Origin of the sequence: Micromonospora lutea (assembly GCF_016863535.1) — a bacterium.
GTDB classification, from domain to species: Bacteria; Actinomycetota; Actinomycetes; order Mycobacteriales; family Micromonosporaceae; genus Micromonospora; species Micromonospora lutea.
Window position 1 is genome coordinate 84,726 of sequence record NZ_BOPB01000032.1, and the last position, 17,717, is coordinate 102,442.

13 protein-coding genes are annotated in these 17,717 nt (G+C 71.1%); 5 read left to right on the top strand and 8 right to left on the bottom strand.

Annotated features, from left to right (window positions below; translation table 11 throughout):
• The first annotated feature begins 21 nt into the window (after nucleotides 1-21).
• Nucleotides 22-1,977 carry a penicillin-binding transpeptidase domain-containing protein gene (locus Vlu01_RS24970; RefSeq protein ID WP_204003939.1) on the top strand — a complete coding sequence of 652 codons (1,956 nt, stop codon included), beginning with the start codon at nucleotides 22-24 and terminating at the stop codon, nucleotides 1,975-1,977.
• 117 nt (nucleotides 1,978-2,094) lie between these two features.
• On the opposite strand, the gene Vlu01_RS24975 is transcribed toward Vlu01_RS24970, so the two are convergent.
• From Vlu01_RS24975 to Vlu01_RS25000, 6 genes are all read right to left on the bottom strand, one after another.
• Nucleotides 2,095-3,282 (bottom strand): arginase family protein, encoded by a 1,188-nt coding sequence (locus Vlu01_RS24975; protein ID WP_308440984.1) that lies wholly within the window; start codon nucleotides 3,280-3,282, stop codon nucleotides 2,095-2,097.
• Nucleotides 3,283-3,466: 184 nt separating this feature from the next.
• Nucleotides 3,467-4,384: a tetratricopeptide repeat protein gene (locus Vlu01_RS24980; protein ID WP_204003942.1), complete on the bottom strand. Its 918-nt coding sequence runs from the start codon at nucleotides 4,382-4,384 to the stop codon at nucleotides 3,467-3,469.
• Nucleotides 4,385-4,482: 98 nt separating this feature from the next.
• On the bottom strand, nucleotides 4,483-6,171 hold the full coding sequence (gene icmA / locus Vlu01_RS24985; RefSeq protein ID WP_204003945.1) for a coenzyme B12-dependent isobutyryl-CoA mutase large subunit: 1,689 nt from the start codon (nucleotides 6,169-6,171) through the stop codon (nucleotides 4,483-4,485).
• 105 nt (nucleotides 6,172-6,276) lie between these two features.
• Nucleotides 6,277-6,669, bottom strand: coding sequence for an Asp23/Gls24 family envelope stress response protein (locus Vlu01_RS24990; RefSeq protein ID WP_239096108.1), 393 nt, complete (start codon nucleotides 6,667-6,669; stop codon nucleotides 6,277-6,279).
• Between the two features lie 97 nt (nucleotides 6,670-6,766).
• Nucleotides 6,767-7,702 (bottom strand): methylmalonyl Co-A mutase-associated GTPase MeaB, encoded by a 936-nt coding sequence (gene meaB / locus Vlu01_RS24995; RefSeq protein ID WP_239096109.1) that lies wholly within the window; start codon nucleotides 7,700-7,702, stop codon nucleotides 6,767-6,769.
• Nucleotides 7,703-7,764: 62 nt separating this feature from the next.
• Nucleotides 7,765-8,964, bottom strand: a complete 1,200-nt coding sequence (locus Vlu01_RS25000; RefSeq protein ID WP_204003951.1) for an acetyl-CoA C-acetyltransferase — start codon at nucleotides 8,962-8,964, stop codon at nucleotides 7,765-7,767.
• 61 nt (nucleotides 8,965-9,025) lie between these two features.
• Here Vlu01_RS25000 and mce point away from each other — a divergent pair, with 61 nt between their 5' ends.
• The 4 genes from mce (at nucleotide 9,026) to Vlu01_RS25020 (ending at nucleotide 15,245) form a co-directional block, all read left to right on the top strand.
• On the top strand, nucleotides 9,026-9,499 hold the full coding sequence (gene mce / locus Vlu01_RS25005; RefSeq protein ID WP_204003953.1) for a methylmalonyl-CoA epimerase: 474 nt from the start codon (nucleotides 9,026-9,028) through the stop codon (nucleotides 9,497-9,499).
• Nucleotides 9,500-9,673: 174 nt separating this feature from the next.
• Nucleotides 9,674-11,029, top strand: coding sequence for a crotonyl-CoA carboxylase/reductase (gene ccrA / locus Vlu01_RS25010; RefSeq protein ID WP_204003955.1), 1,356 nt, complete (start codon nucleotides 9,674-9,676; stop codon nucleotides 11,027-11,029).
• A gap of 268 nt (nucleotides 11,030-11,297) precedes the next feature.
• Nucleotides 11,298-12,566 (top strand): DivIVA domain-containing protein, encoded by a 1,269-nt coding sequence (locus Vlu01_RS25015; RefSeq protein WP_204003957.1) that lies wholly within the window; start codon nucleotides 11,298-11,300, stop codon nucleotides 12,564-12,566.
• 162 nt (nucleotides 12,567-12,728) lie between these two features.
• Nucleotides 12,729-15,245, top strand: coding sequence for a coiled-coil domain-containing protein (locus tag Vlu01_RS25020; protein ID WP_204003960.1), 2,517 nt, complete (start codon nucleotides 12,729-12,731; stop codon nucleotides 15,243-15,245).
• A 1,336-nt stretch (nucleotides 15,246-16,581) separates the two neighbouring features.
• Here Vlu01_RS25020 and Vlu01_RS25030 read toward each other — a convergent pair.
• Together Vlu01_RS25030 and Vlu01_RS25035 are read right to left on the bottom strand one after the other, a co-directional pair.
• Nucleotides 16,582-17,391, bottom strand: coding sequence for an alpha/beta hydrolase (locus Vlu01_RS25030; RefSeq protein WP_204003962.1), 810 nt, complete (start codon nucleotides 17,389-17,391; stop codon nucleotides 16,582-16,584).
• A complete protein-coding gene (locus Vlu01_RS25035) occupies nucleotides 17,388-17,678 on the bottom strand; it encodes an Rv1322 family protein (RefSeq protein ID WP_204004024.1) in 291 nt (96 codons plus the stop codon). Before Vlu01_RS25035 ends, Vlu01_RS25030 begins: the two co-directional genes overlap by 4 nt.
• Nucleotides 17,679-17,717: the final 39 nt, after the last annotated feature.

A 17,717-nucleotide genomic window follows, 5' to 3' on the forward strand; every position in this document is an offset into this window, starting at 1 on the left:
CCGACCAGGAGGAAGCACCAGATGTACGTTTCGCGCCGACACCGTCGCAGCCGGTCGCCACTGACCATCGCCGCCACCTGCCTGGTCGTAGCCGCCAGCCTGGTCGCCTGCTCCGGCGAGGACGGTCCGCAGCGCACCGTCGACGCGTTCCTCGACGGCTGGCGCAAGGGCGACCTGAACGCGGTCGGTTTCGTCGACCCGACCGGCGCGAAGCTTCCCGCCGGCAACGTCGTCCAGGAGATCCGGCAGCTTTCCGGCGAACTTGTCGACGCTCCACTCACGCTGACCCGCCAGGGTGATCCCGAGGTGGTGCGGAACACCGCCACCGCCACCGTCCGCGCGGAGTGGACGCTGCCGGGCGGGACGAGTTGGGCGTACGACCGGCCGGTGCGCCTCACCCAGGGCCGCGACGACCAGTGGCAGGTGATCTGGGAGCCGCAGATCGTCCAGGAACAGCTCACCCGGGGCGACCGGTTGGGGCTGCGGCGGGACCGGGCGTCCCGGGCCACCGTGCTCGACGGGGCCGGCGAGCCGATCGTGGCCCCGCGTGACGTGGTCCGGGTGGGCCTGCAGCCCAACAAGGTGACAGACGTGCAGGCCATGATCCGCGAGTTGGATGCCGCCTTCCGCGCCATCCGTCCGGCCATCACCCCGCCGGTTGACCTGTCGGACCTGCCCAAACGGCTCAAGGAAGCCGATCCGGACGCGTTCGTCGAGGTGGTCACCCTACGCGACGAGGCGTACCGGCAGATCAAGTCACGCATCCACCCCCTGCCGGGGACGAAGTTCCCGACCGACACGCTGGACCTCGCCCCCACCCGTGAGTTCGCCAGGGCGGTACTCGGCAGCGTCGACCCCGCGTACGCCGAGGACCTCGCCAAGCATCCCGACCGCTACTCCCGTGGCGACCTCGTCGGTCACGGTGGATTGCAGGGCCGGTGGGACGAGCGGCTCCGTGGCGTCCCGGGACTGGCCGTCGTCATCAACCGGCCGGGGCCCGACGGCACTGTGGAGCCGACCGGCACCGAGGTGTTCCGCCGCGAGCCCCAACCAGGCCAGCCGGTTCGTACGACCCTCGACGTGGCCACCCAGAACGCCGCCGACCGTGCGTTGCGCGGCCAGCGCCGCCGGGCCGCCCTGGTCGCCGTACGGATCTCCGACGGCGCCGTGCTCGCCGCCGCCAACGGTCCCGGTGCGGCCGGGGAGAACCTGGCCTTCACCGCGCAGGTGCCACCCGGCTCCACCTTCAAGATGGTCAGCGCGTTCGGGTTGATCGAGCGGGGCGCGGTGACGCCCGACAGCACCGTCGCCTGCCCGAAGACGTTCACCGTGGACGGACGCTCCTTCAAGAACTCCAACGACTTCGACCTCGGCGAGGTACCGTTCCGCACCGACTTCGCCAAGTCGTGCAACACCGCCTTCGCCGCGCTCGCCCCGCAGTTGGGCGCCGACGGGCTCGCTGCCGCCGGACGCACCCTGGGCCTGGAGGGCGAGTGGGGGGACCTGGGCATCGACGCGTTCACCGGGAAGGTGTCGGCGGGCGGCGGCGCCACCGAACAGGCCGCCGCGGCGATCGGGCAGGGTACGACCCTGGTCAGCCCGCTGGCCATGGCCGCAGCGACCGCAGCGGTGGCCAAGGGTCAGTTCGTCCCGCCGAAGCTGCTGCTCGACCCGGCACCGGAGCAGGCGGCCCAGCCGGGCCCGCAGCTGAGCGCTGAGGCGGTCACGGCCGTCCGGGAAATGATGCGCGAGGTGGTCACCAGCGGCACCGGAACCGCGTTGCGCGACGTGCCGGGTGAGCCGGTGCACGGCAAGACCGGCACCGCCGAGTACGACGACAGCCCGAAGAACACCCACGCCTGGTTCGTCGGTTGGCAGGGCGATGTGGCGTTCGCGGTCTTCGTCGAGAAGGGCGGCTCGGGCAGCGGTACCGCGGTACCGATCGCGGAACGCTTCCTGCGTTCCCTGGCTGACTGACCGGCCTGGGGCAGATCGTGCCTCGCCGGCCGGGAATCGCGCGGCCCCGGACGTGACGCTTGATGCCGGAGCGCCGTCGAAAGGGCGATTTCGCGCCACGCTCGACAGCGTGTCCGGTCAGGCCGGGAGACCGCCCGGTGTCGGTGCGGGACTGATGTCGGTCACCGCTTCGCCGTGACTCACATCCGCGTCCTCGATGCCGGGTGGATCGCTGTCCCGCGCGGGACTCAGGTCGTCCGGGCGTTCTTCGTCAGAGGGGTCCCCGGCCTCGAACGCCGGTGCGAACAGATCAGGGTCACCGCCGGTGGGAGCCGGATGGTCGGCGGCGGCGCGGGGCGCGGGGGCGGCACGCCCGGTCTCCTCGGCACGTAGCCGGGGTCGCACCGAGGCCGGGGCGGTCACCGGACGCAGGCCGGAGACGACGGTGTTGACGATCTCCGCGGCGTACGCGCCGTCCGGGTCGTAGTCGGGGTCGAACACGGTCAGCTCGACGCCGAGGCAGTGCGGGGTGTCGACCAGACCGGCGAGCAGGATCTCCAACTCGGCGAAGGCGATGCCGCCCGGGTCGGGCGCGTCGACCGCCGGCATCACGGCAGGATCGAGCACGTCCAGATCGACGTGTACCCAGTAGCCGGCGCAGTCGGCGAGTTGCTCGTGCGCCCACTGGGCGGTACGCGCCGCACCCTCGGCGCGCAGCGCCGGCACCGGTCGGGTGATGATCCCGGCGGCCTGGAGGTCGAGACGGTACTCGTCCTGGGCCCGGATGCCGAGCACCACCACGTCGACGTCGCGGAAGTAGGGCCGCCGTCCCTCGATGGCCGCGAGGTCGGCCTGGCCCCGACCGGTGACCAGGGCGAGATCCTCACCGGCCGCCGCACCCACGTACGAGGCGTTGCCGGGGTGCCGGAAATCGGAATGGCCGTCGACGAAGACCAGCCCGATCCGGCCGCCGACGGCCTCCCCCAGCCGATGCATGGCCAGCGCCGAGCCGAGCAGGATCGAACAGTCACCGCCGAGGACCACCGGGAACTCTCCCCGGTCGATGATCGCGCCGATCCGGTCGGCCAGTGCCACGGAATAGTCGGCGATCTCCCGGGCGTGGCAGACACCGTCGCCGGGTCGCCAGTCACCGGCGTCGTAGCGGGGCGGAGTCAGACAGCCCGCGTCCCGGGCGCGCAACCGGGGCAGCAGACCCTGATCCCGTAGCGCACCGGGCGCCTTGCCGCAGCCCGGGACCGAGGTGGGCGTGGGTGGGCGCAGACCCAGATTGCTCGGCGCGTCGAGGACGGCGATCCGGCGCATCATGGGCCACCGTCGTTCGCGACTGCGGGGCTCGCAAGCTCACTCCTCGCGCTCACCGTGACCCTGCCGTTCGCGACTGCGGGGCTCGCAAGCTCACTCCTCGCGCTCACCTAGGCTCCCGTCCTTTTTCTTCGGGTGGTAGAAGGCGGGCCGGCGACACGCCGGCCCGCGCTGGCGTGGCAGGTGCTCAGAACAGGGCGCTGGCCAGTGCCCGGCGGGCCGAGGCGACCGCGGGATCTTCGGGTCCGGCGATGGTGAACAGGCCGACCAGGTGCTGCCGGACCTTTTCCCGGTCGTCTCCGCCGGTGCGGCGGACCAGCCCGACCAGCCGCTGGTACGCCTGATCGGCCAGGCCGCTGAGCACCTCGATGTCGGCGGCGAGCAGTTGGGCGTCGACGTCGTCGGGGTTGGCTGCCGCCGCGGTCAGCGCGGCCTGCGGGTCGGCACCGGCCACCCGGCGGGCGAGCCCCACCTGGGCCAACCCGGCCTCGGCCACGGCGTCCCCCGGGGTCTCGGCGAGAATCTTCCGGTACGCCTGCTCGGCGACGTCCAGGTCACCACTCATCAGCGCGTCGTCCGCCTCGTCGAGCCGAGGATCCTCCGGCTCGGCCACGCTCACTCCACCGGCCTTGAGCACGGCCTGGATCCACTGCCGCAGCTGCGCCTCGGGCACCACACCGGAGAAGGCATCGACGGGCTGCCCGCCGACCACCGCGTACACCATCGGGATGCCCTGGACCCGGAACATCTGCGCGAGCCTCGGGTTGGCGTCCACGTCGACCTTGGCGAGCACCCAGGCGCCGCCGCCCTCCACCGCCAGCCGTTCCAGCACCGGGGAGAGCTGCTTGCAGGGCTGACACCACTCGGCCCAGAAGTCGACCACGACGGGTGTGGTCAGCGAGCGCTCCAGGACCTCCGACTGGAAGGTCGCCTCGGTCACGTCGACGACGGTGACTCCGCCGACGGCACCGCCGGGTGCCCCGGCGGGTGGGCCCGCCTGGGCCGGTGCCGGTGCGGGTGCGGGACTGGGGGCAGGGGTGCGCAGCGCGCTGAGGTCGACCGCGCCGCGGGTAAAGATCGACGAGGTGATCCGTGGGTCGCTCATGGTTATCTAGTCTCGCACGCAGTTCGCCGAACTCGGATCAGCCTCGGCCCGCGCAGTTGCGACTGTCACCCCTGCCCAGGAGCCTGTTGGGGCGAAGGTCAGAACCGTGCGGGCTCGCGGTAAACGCCCCATTCTGCGCGCAGCGCGTCACAGATCTCGCCGAGAGTCGCCTCCGCCCGGACGGCGTCGAGCATCGCCGGGATCATGTTCTCTCCGCTACGGCTCGCCGCCACCATCGCCTCGACCGCGGCGCGTACCCGGGCGTCGTCCCGGCCACGCTTGCGTTCGGCGAGCATCCGGCGCTGCTCCAACTCCACCTCGTGCGAGATGCGCAGGATCTCCAGGTCCTTGGCGACCGTGCCGGTGTGGCAGTTGACCCCGACGATCTTCTTCTCGCCCTTCTCCAACGCCTGCTGGTAGGCGAACGCGGCTTCGGCGATCTGTCCGGTGAACCAGCCGTCCTCGATGCCGCGCAGGATGCCGGAGGTCATCGGCCCGATGGCGTGCGGTCCCTCGCCGCCCAGCGTCCGGATCCGGGCGAAGATCTCCTCGGCCTCGGCCTCGATCCGGTCGGTGAGCGCCTCGACGTACCACGAGCCGCCCAACGGGTCGGCCACGTTGGTCACCCCGATCTCCTCCATCAGCACCTGCTGGGTACGCAGGGCGATCTCGGCGGATTCGTCGGTGGGCAGCGCGAGCGTCTCGTCCAGCGCGTTGGTGTGCAGCGAGTTGGTGCCGCCGAGCACCGCCGCGAGGGCCTCCACGGCGGTGCGTACCACGTTGTTGACCGGCTGCTGCGCGGTCAGCGACACGCCGGCGGTCTGCGTGTGGAACCGCAGCCAGAGGGCCTTCTCACTGGTCGCGCCGTAGACGTCGCGCAGCCAGCGGGCCCAGATCCGACGGGCGGCCCGGAACTTGGCGATCTCCTCGAAGAAGTCGACGTGCGAGTCGAAGAAGAAGCTCAACCCGGGAGCGAAGACGTTGACGTCGAGTCCGCGGGACAGTCCCAGTTCGACGTAGCCGAAGCCGTCGGCCAACGTGTACGCCAGTTCCTGCGCGGCCGTGGAGCCGGCTTCCCGGATGTGGTACCCGGAGACGGACAGCGGCTTGTAGCGCGGGATCTCAGTCGCGCAGTACTCCATCAGGTCGCCGATCAGGCGCAGGTGCGGCTCCGGGTCGAACAGCCACTCCTTCTGGGCGATGTACTCCTTGAAGATGTCGGTCTGCAACGTCCCGTCGAGGCTCGACAGGTCGGCGCCCTGCCGCTCGGCGGCGACCAGGTACATGCAGAACACCGGCACCGCCGGGCCGGAGATGGTCATGCTCGTGGTGACCCCGGCGAGGTCGATGCCGTCGAAGAGCACCTCCATGTCGGCGGCGCTGTCCACCGCCACCCCGCAGTGGCCGACCTCGCCGAGTGACTGCGGGTCGTCGGAGTCGCGTCCCATCAGCGTCGGCATGTCGAAGGCGACCGAGAGCCCGCCGCCACCCGCGCCCAGGATCATCTTGTAGCGCTCGTTGGTCTGCCGGGCGTTGCCGAACCCGGCGAACTGGCGGATGGTCCAGGTCCGCCCCCGGTAGCCGGTCGGGTAGAGGCCCCGCGTGTAGGGAAACTCCCCGGGCCAGCCGATCCGCTCGAAGCCCGGGTACGCGGCACCCTCCGGCGGACCGTAGACCGGCTCGACGGGCATCCCGGAGAGCGTGGTGAAGTCGGCGTCCCGCTTGCGCGCGGAGTCGTAGCGGGCCTGCCAGCGGGCCCGCCCGGCCGCGATGTCGTCGGCGTTCATCCCCGGGCTCCTCCTCGAGTCCTCGACTGCACGTCGAGTGTAGAGCCCTTACCTGAACGATCGATAAGGACGTTCGTACCGACGGGTAACCCGAGCTGGGTGAACTCAGCCGGCGGGACCGTCGATGGCCACGTCGTCCACCCGGATGTTGATCTCGTCGACCCGCAGTCCGTACGCCTCGACCGCCCGGGTCACCTCGACCCGCACCGCCGTGGTCACCTCCGGTACCGGATGTCCGGCGTCGGTCACGATGACCAGGTTGATCACGGCACCGCCGTTGGTCACGTGGGCCGAGCACCCCCGCCGCGCGTCGCCGACCTGGTCGAGCCCCACCCGGTCCAGTACCGCGTTGAAGAAGCGGGCGATGTCGCCACCCAACTCGACCACGCCGGGCACGGACTTCGCCGCGGCCACCGCGATCTTCTCCACCACCTCGTCGGAGACATCCGTACGCCCACCCGCGACCGCGTCCGGCGTCATCGCCAACTCCTGCGTCATCTCGTGGTCCATCTATCCCCCAGCGGCCGTCGCAGCACCCGCGCAACCGCGCGGCGGTGCGAGCCTAACGGTCTTCACCGGTCCGCAGTGGACGTGGTCATCCGGAGAGCTGAGCGAGCAGTGCCTCGGCTGCGGCGTACGGATCGGTCGCACCGCTCGCCACCTCGGTGGCGAGCGCCGACAACTGCGTACCGTCGCGCAGCGAGCCGATCCGGGCGCGGAGCACGCCGAGCGCGATCGCCTCGACCTCGGCGGCGGCTCGCGCCTCACGCCGACGCCGCAGCTCGTCGTGCTCGACCAGCCAGGCGCGGTGCTTGTCGATGGCGGCGGCGATGTCGTCGATGCCCTCGCCGCGGGCGGCGATCGCCCGCACCACCTGCGGACGCCACTGACCTGGTCCGCGCTCGCCGAGGGCGATCATGCCCTGGATGTCCCGGACGGTGGCGTCGGCGCCGTCCCGGTCGGCCTTGTTGACCACGAAGACGTCGGCGATCTCCAGAATGCCGGCCTTCACCGCCTGGATCGCGTCGCCCATGCCCGGTGCGAGCAGCACCAGCGTGGTGTCGGCCAGCGAGGCCACCTCGACCTCCGCCTGCCCGACCCCGACGGTCTCCACCAGCACGACGTCGCAGCCGGCGCCCTCCAACACCCGGACCGCCTGCGGGGTGGCCGCCGACAGACCGCCGAGATGCCCTCGGCTGGACATCGAGCGGATGTAGACGCCCGGATCGGTGGCATGGTCCTGCATCCGCACCCGGTCACCGAGGATCGCACCACCGGTGAACGGACTGGACGGGTCGATGGCCAACACGCCGACCCGGTGACCACGGGCCCGCAGGGCACGGACCAACTCGTTGGTGGTGGTGGACTTGCCCACGCCCGGGGAGCCGGTCAGGCCGATCACCTGTGCCCGCCCGGTGTGCGGTGCGAGCGCCGCGGCGATGGCCGGCAGCGTCTCGTCGCCCGACTCGACCAGGGTGATCAGCCGGGCGACCGCGCGGGGGTCACCGTCGCGGGCCCGTTCGACAAGCATTGGTACGTCCCGGCTGCGGCGCACCGAGCGGGCGGCCGACGCCGGGACGGGGTTCGACTCGCTCACAGATCGGTTTCGGTGGGGTCGGGAACGTGGATGATCAGTGCGTCGCCCTGGCCCCCGCCGCCGCAGAGCGCCGCCGCTCCGGTGCCACCGCCACGCCGCTTGAGCTCCAGCGCGAGGGTGAGCACCAGCCGGGCGCCGGACATGCCGATCGGGTGACCGAGCGCGATCGCGCCACCGTTGACGTTGACCTTGTCAGGGCTGATCCCAAGGTCACGGGTCGACTGGATGCCGACCTGGGCGAACGCCTCGTTGATCTCGATCAGGTCGAGATCGGAGACGCTCAGACCTCCCTTGCGCAGGGCGTGCTGGATGGCGTTGGACGGCTGCGAGTGTAGGGAATTGTCCGGGCCGGCCACGTTGCCGTGCGCCCCCACCTCTGCCAGCCAGACCAGGCCCAGCTCCTTGGCCTTCGCCTTGCTCATCACCACCACCGCGGCGGCCCCGTCGGAGATCGGCGAGGAGCTGCCGGCGGTGATGGTGCCGTCGGGGGTGAACGCCGGGCGGAGCTTGGCCAGGGACTCCGCGGTGGTGTCCGGCCGGATGCCCTCGTCCTCGCTGATCACCAGCGGGTCACCCTTGCGCTGCGGGATGACCACCGGAGTGATCTCCTCGGCGAAGTGGCCGTTCTTCTGTGCGGCGGCGGCACGCTGGTGGCTGGCGGCCGAGAACTCGTCCTGCTCCTGCCGGCTGATGCTCCGGGCGCTGCCGTGCCGTTCGGTGGACTCTCCCATCGAGCAGCAGTCCCAGGCGTCGGTCAGCCCGTCGAGCGCCATGTGGTCCTTGATCACCACATCGCCGTACTTGTAGCCCGCGCGCTGGCCGAGCAGCAGGTGCGGAGCGTTGGTCATCGACTCCATACCGCCGGCCACCACGATGTCGAACTCACCGGCTCGAATCAGCTGGTCGGCCAGGGCGATCGCATCGAGCCCGGAGAGGCAGACCTTGTTGATGGTCAGGGCCGGTACGGACATCGGAATGCCCGCCTCGACGGCCGCCTGCCGGGCCGGGATCTGCCCGGTGCCGGCCTGGAGCACCTGGCCCATGATCACGTACTGCACCTGGTCGGGTGCGACTCCCGCCCGTTCGAGCGCGGCGGAGATCGCGATGCCGCCGAGCTTCGTCGCCGGTAGGTCCTTGAGGTTGCCCAGCAGGCGCCCCATCGGGGTCCGCGCGCCGCTGACGATCACCGAAGCCATACCTGCCTCCGAGGGGGTGCCGACCTGTACGCCTTAACGACTGTTCGGCCAGACTAACGTCATGCCTGAGAACTCCCCCGTCGAGCCCGCTGCCGACTATGTCACAGACGTCGGACTGCTCCGCATCGACCATGTCGGGATCGCGGTGGCCGACCTCGACGCCGCCGTCGACTTCTACCAGCGCACCTTCGGGATGCGCTGCGTACACGAGGAAACCAACCCCGAGCAGGGTGTCCGTGAGGCGATGCTGACGGTCGGGCCGGACGCCGAGGGCGGCTGTGTGCAGCTGCTCGCGCCGTTGTCCCCGGAGTCGACGATCGCGAAGTTCCTGGACCGCAACGGTCCGGGCGTCCAGCAGGTGGCGTACACGGTGGCCGACATCGACGCGGCCTGCGCGGCGCTGCGTGAGCGTGGCGTACGACTGCTCTATGAGACCCCGAAACGGGGCACCGCCGACTCCCGGATCAACTTCGTCCACCCCAAGGATGCCGGCGGCGTTCTGATCGAGTTGGTTCAACCCGCCGAGTCACCCTGACCGATGCACTTTTTCACAGGAGCCTTTCGACCCAAGCTACCGTTCAGTAACCTCCGGTCTCACTAGCTCGAAGACGCGGGATGTGTCGCCGGCCGACATGGTGATGGCCGTCGACCGGCGTTGACGATGGCAGCCCCAGGCCCGCCGCCAGCGCGGCGAGAACCGGAGGTCACCGTGCAGGACATCCTCGAGGCCATCATGGCGGCGGACGGGTCGGTCGACCCGGCACGCGAGCTGGCTGGCATCGCCGGCCTGCCGGTACCGGAGAGCTATCGGGGCGTGGTGGTCCGGGCCGAGGAGACGCGCATGTTCGACGGCGTGCCCACTCGGGACAAGGACCCCCGCAAGGCGCTGCACCTACAGGAGGTGCCGACCCCCGAGCTGGGCCCGGGCGAGGCACTTGTCGCGGTGATGGCCAGCGCCATCAACTACAACACCGTCTGGACCAGCATCTTCGAGCCGCTGTCCACCTTCAGGTTCCTCCAGCGCTACGGCCGCACCTCCGAGCTGGCCCGCCGGCACGACCTGCCGTACCACGTGGTCGGTTCGGACGCGGCGGGCGTGGTGCTGCGGGTCGGTGCCGGAGTGAGCCGCTGGCGTCCGGGCGACGAGGTGGTGGCCCACTGCCTGTCGGTCGAACTGGAGGATGCGGCCGGTCACGACGACACGATGCTCGACCCGCAGCAACGGATCTGGGGGTTCGAGACGAACTTCGGCGGCCTGGCTGAGCTGGCCGTGGTCAAAGCCAACCAGCTGATGCCCAAGCCGGCGCACCTGAGCTGGGAGGAGGCGGCCAGCCCGGGTCTGGTCAACTCCACCGCGTACCGCCAGCTCGTGTCGCACCACGGCGCGAACATGAAGCAGGGCGACGTGGTGCTGATCTGGGGCGCCTCGGGCGGCCTGGGCAGCTACGCCACCCAGCTGGCCCGCAACGGTGGTGCCATCCCGGTCTGCGTCGTCTCCTCACCGGAGAAGGCGGAACTGTGCCGGCGGATGGGCGCCGAGCTGGTCATCGACCGCGTCGCCGAGGGCTTCCGGTTCTGGTCGGACGAGCAGACCCAGGAGCCGGACGAGTGGCGCCGCTTCGGCGAGCGGATCCGGGAACTCACCGGCGGCGAGGACCCGGACATCGTCTTCGAGCATCCGGGCCGGGAGACCTTCGGCGCCAGCGTCTACGTCGCCAAGCGCGGCGGAACCGTCGTCACCTGCGCCTCCACCAGCGGCTTCCTGCACCAGTACGACAACCGCTACCTCTGGATGCACCTCAAGCGCATCGTGGGCAGCCACTTCGCCAACTACCGCGAGGCCTGGGAGGCCAACCGGCTGGTGGCGCTGGGCCGGATCCACCCCACGGTATCCAGGACGTACGCCCTGGAGCAGACCGGCCAGGCCGCGTACGAGGTGCATCGCAACGCCCATCAGGGCAAGGTCGGCGTCCGCTGTCTGGCCCCTGAGGACGGACTCGGGGTACGCGACCCCGAGCTGCGCGCTCGCCACGCCGAGGCCATCAACCGGTTCCGCGGGCACTGACCTGACGGCCGAGCCGCCGATGGCCATTCGGTGATCGCCGATTGACTTTCCCACGACCGGTCCGAGTCCATTCGTGCGATCGGTCTGACGCCGGAAACAAAGGGCCGTGGGACCATGCCCCACGGCTCTTTTCCGGAACACGCTCCGTCCGTCCGGCTCGCCCCCGGAGCTGGCAAGATCGCGCGGTGGGCCACCCGGCGGAGTTGACCATGTAATGCGGACGGCACGCTCTTGCCAGGCACCCCGGGGGGTCTGCCAGTATGTCCCAATGCCCCAGCAGAAGTCCTCCCCTCTCGCGTTCTTCGAAAACGCGAACTCGCAGCCAGATTTCACGGTTGGCCTGCGCGGATACAACCCCGGCCAGGTCGACGACTTCATCGGCCGGCTGAACGCCGCGCTGAGCCAGGCCAACAAGGACCGCGCCGACGCCGAGCAGGCGCTCAACGACGCGCAGCGCCGGCTCCGGCAGTCCGAGCAGCGACTCACGGCGCTTGAGCAGAAGCTCACCGACGCCAGCAAGCAGCTGGAGGAGAACAGCCGGCCCACGCTGTCCGGCCTCGGCACCCGGGTCGAGCAGATCCTCCGACTCGCCGAGGAGCAGGCCAACGACCACCGCAACGAGGCCAAGCGCGAGTCGGAGGGGATCCTCTCCGCCGCCCGCCTCGAAGCACGGGAGATCACCGACAAGGCGCGCGCCGAGGCGGCGGCCATGAAGGCGACCGCCGAGCGGGAGGCGGGCAACGTCCGCACCGCCGCCGAGCGCGAGGCCGCCGAGGTACGCGTCCAGGCCCGACGCGAGGCCGACACCTTGCGCGCCGACGCGGACCGGGAGACCAAGCAGCTGCGTACGGTGACCGCCCACGAGGTCGCCGAGCTGAAGTCCACCGTGGAACGCGAGGTGGCCACCCTGCGTGCCACCGCCGAACGCGAGATCACCCAGCAGCGGGCCAAGGCCGCCCGTGAGGCCGAGGAGAAGCGCGCGGAGGCGACGAAGCTGCTCACCGACGCCCGCGACAAGCGCGACAAGGACCTCCAGGCGCTGGAGCTGCAGCTCGCGGAGCGGCGGGAGAAGGCCGAGCGCGAGGAGTCGGAGCGGCACGCCGCCCAGGTGGCGCAGACCCAGAAGCTGGTCAGCGAAGCCGAGCAGCGGGCTCGGGCCGCGCAGGACCGGGCCAAGGAGATCGAGCAGCGCGCCGAGGCCCGCCGGGTCGAGTCGGAGCGCACCGCCACCGAGACGGTGGAGAAGGCCAAGGCGCTCTCCGAGCGGACGCTGAGCGAGGCCCGCGCCGAGTCGCAGCGCCTGCTCAACGAGGCCCGCACCGAGGCCGAGCTGACCACCCAGGCGGCGCGCCGCGAGGTCGAGGACCTCACCCGGCAGAAGGACGCCGTCACCTCGCAGCTCGGGCAGATGCTCTCCGGGCTGGCTGGCATCGTTCCGGGCGTACCCAACAAGGCCGCCGCTGCCGAGGCCGACAAGCCGGCCGCCAAGGAGACGGACGGGACCGACGACAAGGTGGCTGCGGAAACCACCAGCTGACCAGGTTCCCCGGGGCATGATCTACGGCGCGGGGTGACATCGGGTGACCGGTGACACCCCGCGCCGCCCTGCGTCAGCGGAGCCCTCCCGGGTCGTGAAGTAGCTCCCAACAGGGGCGTCCGTATCGCCCCAGGAGGGCCCGATGCGTGTGAGGATGGGAGCATGTCGCACGGCGAGGATCTGTTCGCGCTCAGCGGAGACGTGACCACCCAACCCAACTTCGAGTTGGCCCTGCGGGGGTACGACAAACGACAGGTCGACCGGTACGCCGCTCGTGCGGAACACGAAATCGAGACACTCGCGGCCGAGCGGGAACAGGCCTACACCCAAATCCACAAGCTGGCTGGCCAGGTCGAGGTGCTGCAACGCGACCTCGCCCAGGTGCGCAAGCAGGTCGGGGTCGTCGACCGGGCGGCCTTCCGGCACCTCGGTCCACGGGTGGAGCAGATCCTCACGCTCGCCGAGGAACAGGCCGAGGACATCCTCTCCGCCGCCAACGAGGAGATCGAAGCCCGTCGGGCCGCCGCCGAGCACATCATCGAGGAGGCCCGCGCCGCAGCCGCCACCGCGCTCAAGGACTTCGAGATCGCCCTGGCCGCTCGGCGGGCGGAGGAGGAGCGGCAGGCCGAGGCACGGCGGTCGGAGTCGGAAGCCGCCGCGAAGTCCGCGAAGGAGGAGGCCGCCCGGCTGCGCAAGTCCGCCCAGGAAGCGCTGGCCCGGGCGCAGCAGGAGGCCACCCAGCTACGGGACGCGGCGAAGGAGATCCACAGTCGGGCCCAGCAGGAGGCGACCAAGCTGCGGGAGGCGGCCCGTGAGGCGCTCGCCACCGCCCAGCAGGAGGCCACCCAGCTTCGCGACGCCGCCAAAGAGGTGCACGCGAAGGCTCAGCAGGAGGCGCGACGGCTGGTCGACCAGGCCACCGAGGCCGGCCGGGCCACCCATGCCAAGGCCCAGCAGGAGGCCAAGCAGATCATCGACGACGCCGCCGAAGCCGGCCGGGCCGCCCGTAACAAGGCCCGCCAGGAAGCCGAGCGGCTGAGCACCCAGGCGACCGAAGCGGCAAAGCGCACCCGCGCCGAAACCGAGGCGTACGCCCAGCGGATGCGCAGCGAGACCGAGGCGTACGTGCAGCACGCCCGGGCGCAGGCACAGCAGGAGTTGGGTGCCTGGCGGGCCGGGGTGGAGAAGGAGGTCAACAGCCGCCGCGAGGCGGCCGACCGGGAGCTGACCGAGCGCAAGGCGGCCGTCGAACGCGAGTTCACCTCCCGCCGCGATCAGCTCGAGAAGCAGTACAAGACCCGAAGCACGGAACTGGACGAGCGGGTACGCACCCGTACCGCCGAGTTGGAGTCCGACTTCGAGACCCGCCGGGCGCAGTTGGAGTCGGAATACACCGCGCGCAAGAACGAAATCGAGCAGGGTGCCGCCCAGATCCGTCAGGCTGCCGAGCAGGAGGCCGCCACCGTGCGTGGGCGGGCCGAGGAACAGGCCGGTGAGCTGCTGCGCCAAGCGGAAGCCGAGTCGACCGCGAAGCGGCGCGAGGCGGAGGAGTACGTCGCCACCGTCCGGCGCGAGGCCGACGAGTACGCGGCCAGCACCCACCACGATGCCGACCAGTACGCCGACACCACCCGACGCGAGGCGGACGAACACGTCACCGCCGTACGGCGGGAGGCGGACGAGTACGTCGCCTCGTCCCGCCGCCAGTTCGAGGAGTACGCGGCCACCACCCAGCAGCACCTCGCCACCACCCAGCAGCACCTCGCCGCCACGCAGCAGGAAGCTGCGGCCGGTCGGCAGCAACTCGCTCAGGTGATGCTGGAAATCGCCAAGGCCCAGCAGCAGCTCGCCGACCTGCGGCAGGAGACGTGGAAGTCCCGGCAGGAGTCCGACGAGTTGGAGCGAAAGCTGCTCGGCCTGCGGCTACAGGCCCCGTCGACGCCCGACGGTTCGGCCGCACCCGCACCGGCCGTCGCCAGTGCCTCCCCCAACGGGGTACGCCTCACCGTCGCTTCCGCGAACGGCGCCCAACCCGTCGACGACAAGCTGGCCACTACCCCGAGCGGCAGCGGCACCTCCAGCGATGGCGCGACCGGCGACAAACTGACCGTCCCCCCGACCGGCGACGCCGGCACCAGTCGCAACGACGGCACCCCGGACGAGAACATGCGCGACGGCACCCCGGGCGTACGCGACGGCGCCTCGGGCGGCGACGGTGCCTTGGGCGGTGCCTCGGGCGTGCGCGACGGCGCCTCGGGCGTGCGCGACGGCATCTCGGGCGGCGAGGGTGCCTTGGGCGGTGCCTCGGGCCATGGCATGCGCGACGGTGCCCCGGGCGACGATGGTGCCTCGGGCGATGGCGGCCACGCCGGCGCTGGCGCGGCCGTTGACCGCCCGAGCAGGGACGACGCCGGGCCGGCGACGAAGCCGGTGGCGGAACCGGTCACCACGGTCGAGAATCCCTCGCCGACCAGGCCTGCAGCCGAGCCGACCAGCGTCGACGGAGGTACCGCGAGCGAGGGACTGGACGGCGAACCAACGGTGGCGGCGGTTCCCGGCGAGGGGGGCCGAGGTGCCACCCCGACGAAGATCACCAGCACCGGCGAAAACGGCAAGCGCCCGACCAAACCAACGACGGACGAGCGCAGCGCCAAGCCCAGCAAAGTCACCTCCGACTGACCCACCCCACCCCACCCCCCACCCCCTCTCTCCCACCCCTCCCTTCCCTCCCCTGCCCGCCCTCCCCCGCCCGGCTCCCGGCGATCATGCAGTTATGGCACGTGACGAAAAGTGCAGCAGGGGGCAAATCAACAACCACAAGTGCATGATCGGCGAGCAGGGGCGTCGTGCGGGTTGGGGTGGTTCAGGTCGCGCTTGGCCTCGTACCTCGCGGCGAGGTAGATCGACAGAGCGACCAGTTTGTGTTGGTGCTCCGGGCGCCGCAGCAGGCGCGCACGGCCGGGGCCGGCCCCGTCGGTACGGCAGCACCTGGTGCGGCCGGTGACTTGGTTGGTCGGGCGGTAGAGGGAGTTGGATTGTGATCAGCTTGGTCGCCGTGGTCCGGCCGCACGCTCACTGGACACAACAGGATCCGGCGAGGAAGGAGGTGGGTAGATCTGTTGTCGCCAGAGCAGCAACAAATCTACCCACCGGCTGGCTTGGGTAGGGCCACCCGAACGGATCCGGCATGGTTGACAGTTTGATGAAGTCACGCCTTTGATTGGCGCGACCTGGCTCGCCTCCCACCCACAGCGGCAACACCGACTGCATGGAGGTGGCCGACAACCCGCCCGACGTGGTGGCCGTCCGACAGCAAGGACCGGCAGGCCCTGATGCTCGCGTTCACCCGTCGACCTGGCGGTCCGTCGTCGCCACACTCAAGCGGGCCGGGCGCTCGCGTCGCCCCGTCGACCTGGCGGTCCGTTGTCGCCACACTCAAGCGGCCGGGTGCCCGCCACGCCTGCTCGCGCTGATCCGCCCGCGCCTTCGGCTCGACAGCGTGCCCGCACCACAACACGGGGACAGCGCAGCGACACGGCAGTCGCGGGTGCTGGCCCGCCCGGCTGGCGCGTCGCGACGACGCTGATCGCGGGCAGGTCGCCCCTCCGGGCCCGCCATCGACAACCGGTGCCGATCCGCCAGCACCGCCGAACACCCGACGGGGCCACCGGACGATGCAGCAGAAGCCCGCCGCGTCCCAGCCGAGACCTACGAGCCGAAACCACCGAGCCCAAACCTGCCGAGCCGAACCCCACCCAGCCGAAACCACTGAGCCCAAACCTGCCGAGCCCGAACCAGACCCAGCCGAACCCCACCCAGCCGAAACCACTGAGCCCAAACCTGCCGAGCCGAACCAGACCCAGCCGAGCCCCACCAGCCAGAGACCTACCGAGGTGAGGTCCACCGAGGTGAGGCCTACTGGGCCGGCACAAAGCGGAGCCACTCGTTGAGGTGCTTCTTCCCTGCCAGGGGCCTGTTGACCGTCGAGCCGGGGCGAACCAACGACCGGAGGACCTCAGTCGGCCCGGCGCTGTGGTGGACCCGACACCGGGGTGTCGGCGAACGCGGCAACCGTCCGATCGGCGTACGCGCTGGCGTCGCCGGTCTCCATCGGGCCGTCCCAGGTGGTCGGCAGCGGCACCGGCACGGCCGGATTGACCCGCCGGACCACCTCGTCCAGCACGGTTTCGGCGTCTCCGACCCAGAGGTGTTTGGCCCCGGGTACGCCGACGACCTCGGCCTGCGGCACCGCCGCGAACTGCTCCCGAGCCTGTTCCGGCCGCAGGTAGTCGTCGAACTCCGGCACCAGCGCGGTCAGCGGCTTGCCCGACTCGGCCCAGGTGGACAGGTCGTCCGGGCCGGCGAAGCGCAGCGGTGGGGAGAGCAGGATCGCGCCGGTCACCGCCGGGTCGCAGCCGTAGCGCAGCACCAGGTCGGTGCCGAACGACCAGCCCAGCAGCCAGATGTTGGGCAGCTCGTGGAACTCGGCGTACTCGATGGCGGCGGCGACGTCGAAGCGCTCGCCGACAGCGGAGTCGAAGCTGCCCCCGCTGGTGCCGCGCACGCTGCTGGTGCCCCGGGTGTTGAACCTGAGCACGGCCAGGTCGGCCAGGGCGGGCAGTCGCCAGGCCGCCTTACGGAAGACGTGGCTGTCCATCATCCCGCCGTGGGTGGGCAGCGGATGCAGGCAGACCAGGGTCGCGGCCGGCTCCCGGTCGACCGGACGGGCCAGCTCGCCGACCAGCCGCAGGTCATCGGCGGTGTGCAGCTCGATGTCCTCCCGGTGCCCCGGCAGGATGGAGGAGGCACGGATCGGTGAACTCATGCTTCCAGTCTCCCGTTCCGCCGTCCGCGCTGGATCACCGGGGCTCGTCGGTCGCGGGCACGCCAGCAGCCGGTGTGCCAGTGCCGCCGGTCGGTCAGGTCGCCCTGGCCGTCCGCCGGCCAGGCCACCACGTGCGCCACGCCGGGGCGAATCTCCTGGTCGCACCCGGGACAGCGGTACGTCTTGGTGGATGCCCCGCCGCTGATGCCGCGTACCTGCCACTCGCCGTCCCGCCACTGCTGGACCGCGGCGACGCCGTGCCGGGCGCGCTCGGGGTCGAGGCGCACCGCGTCGTCGCGACGGGGGCGGTTACGACGGGGACTCAC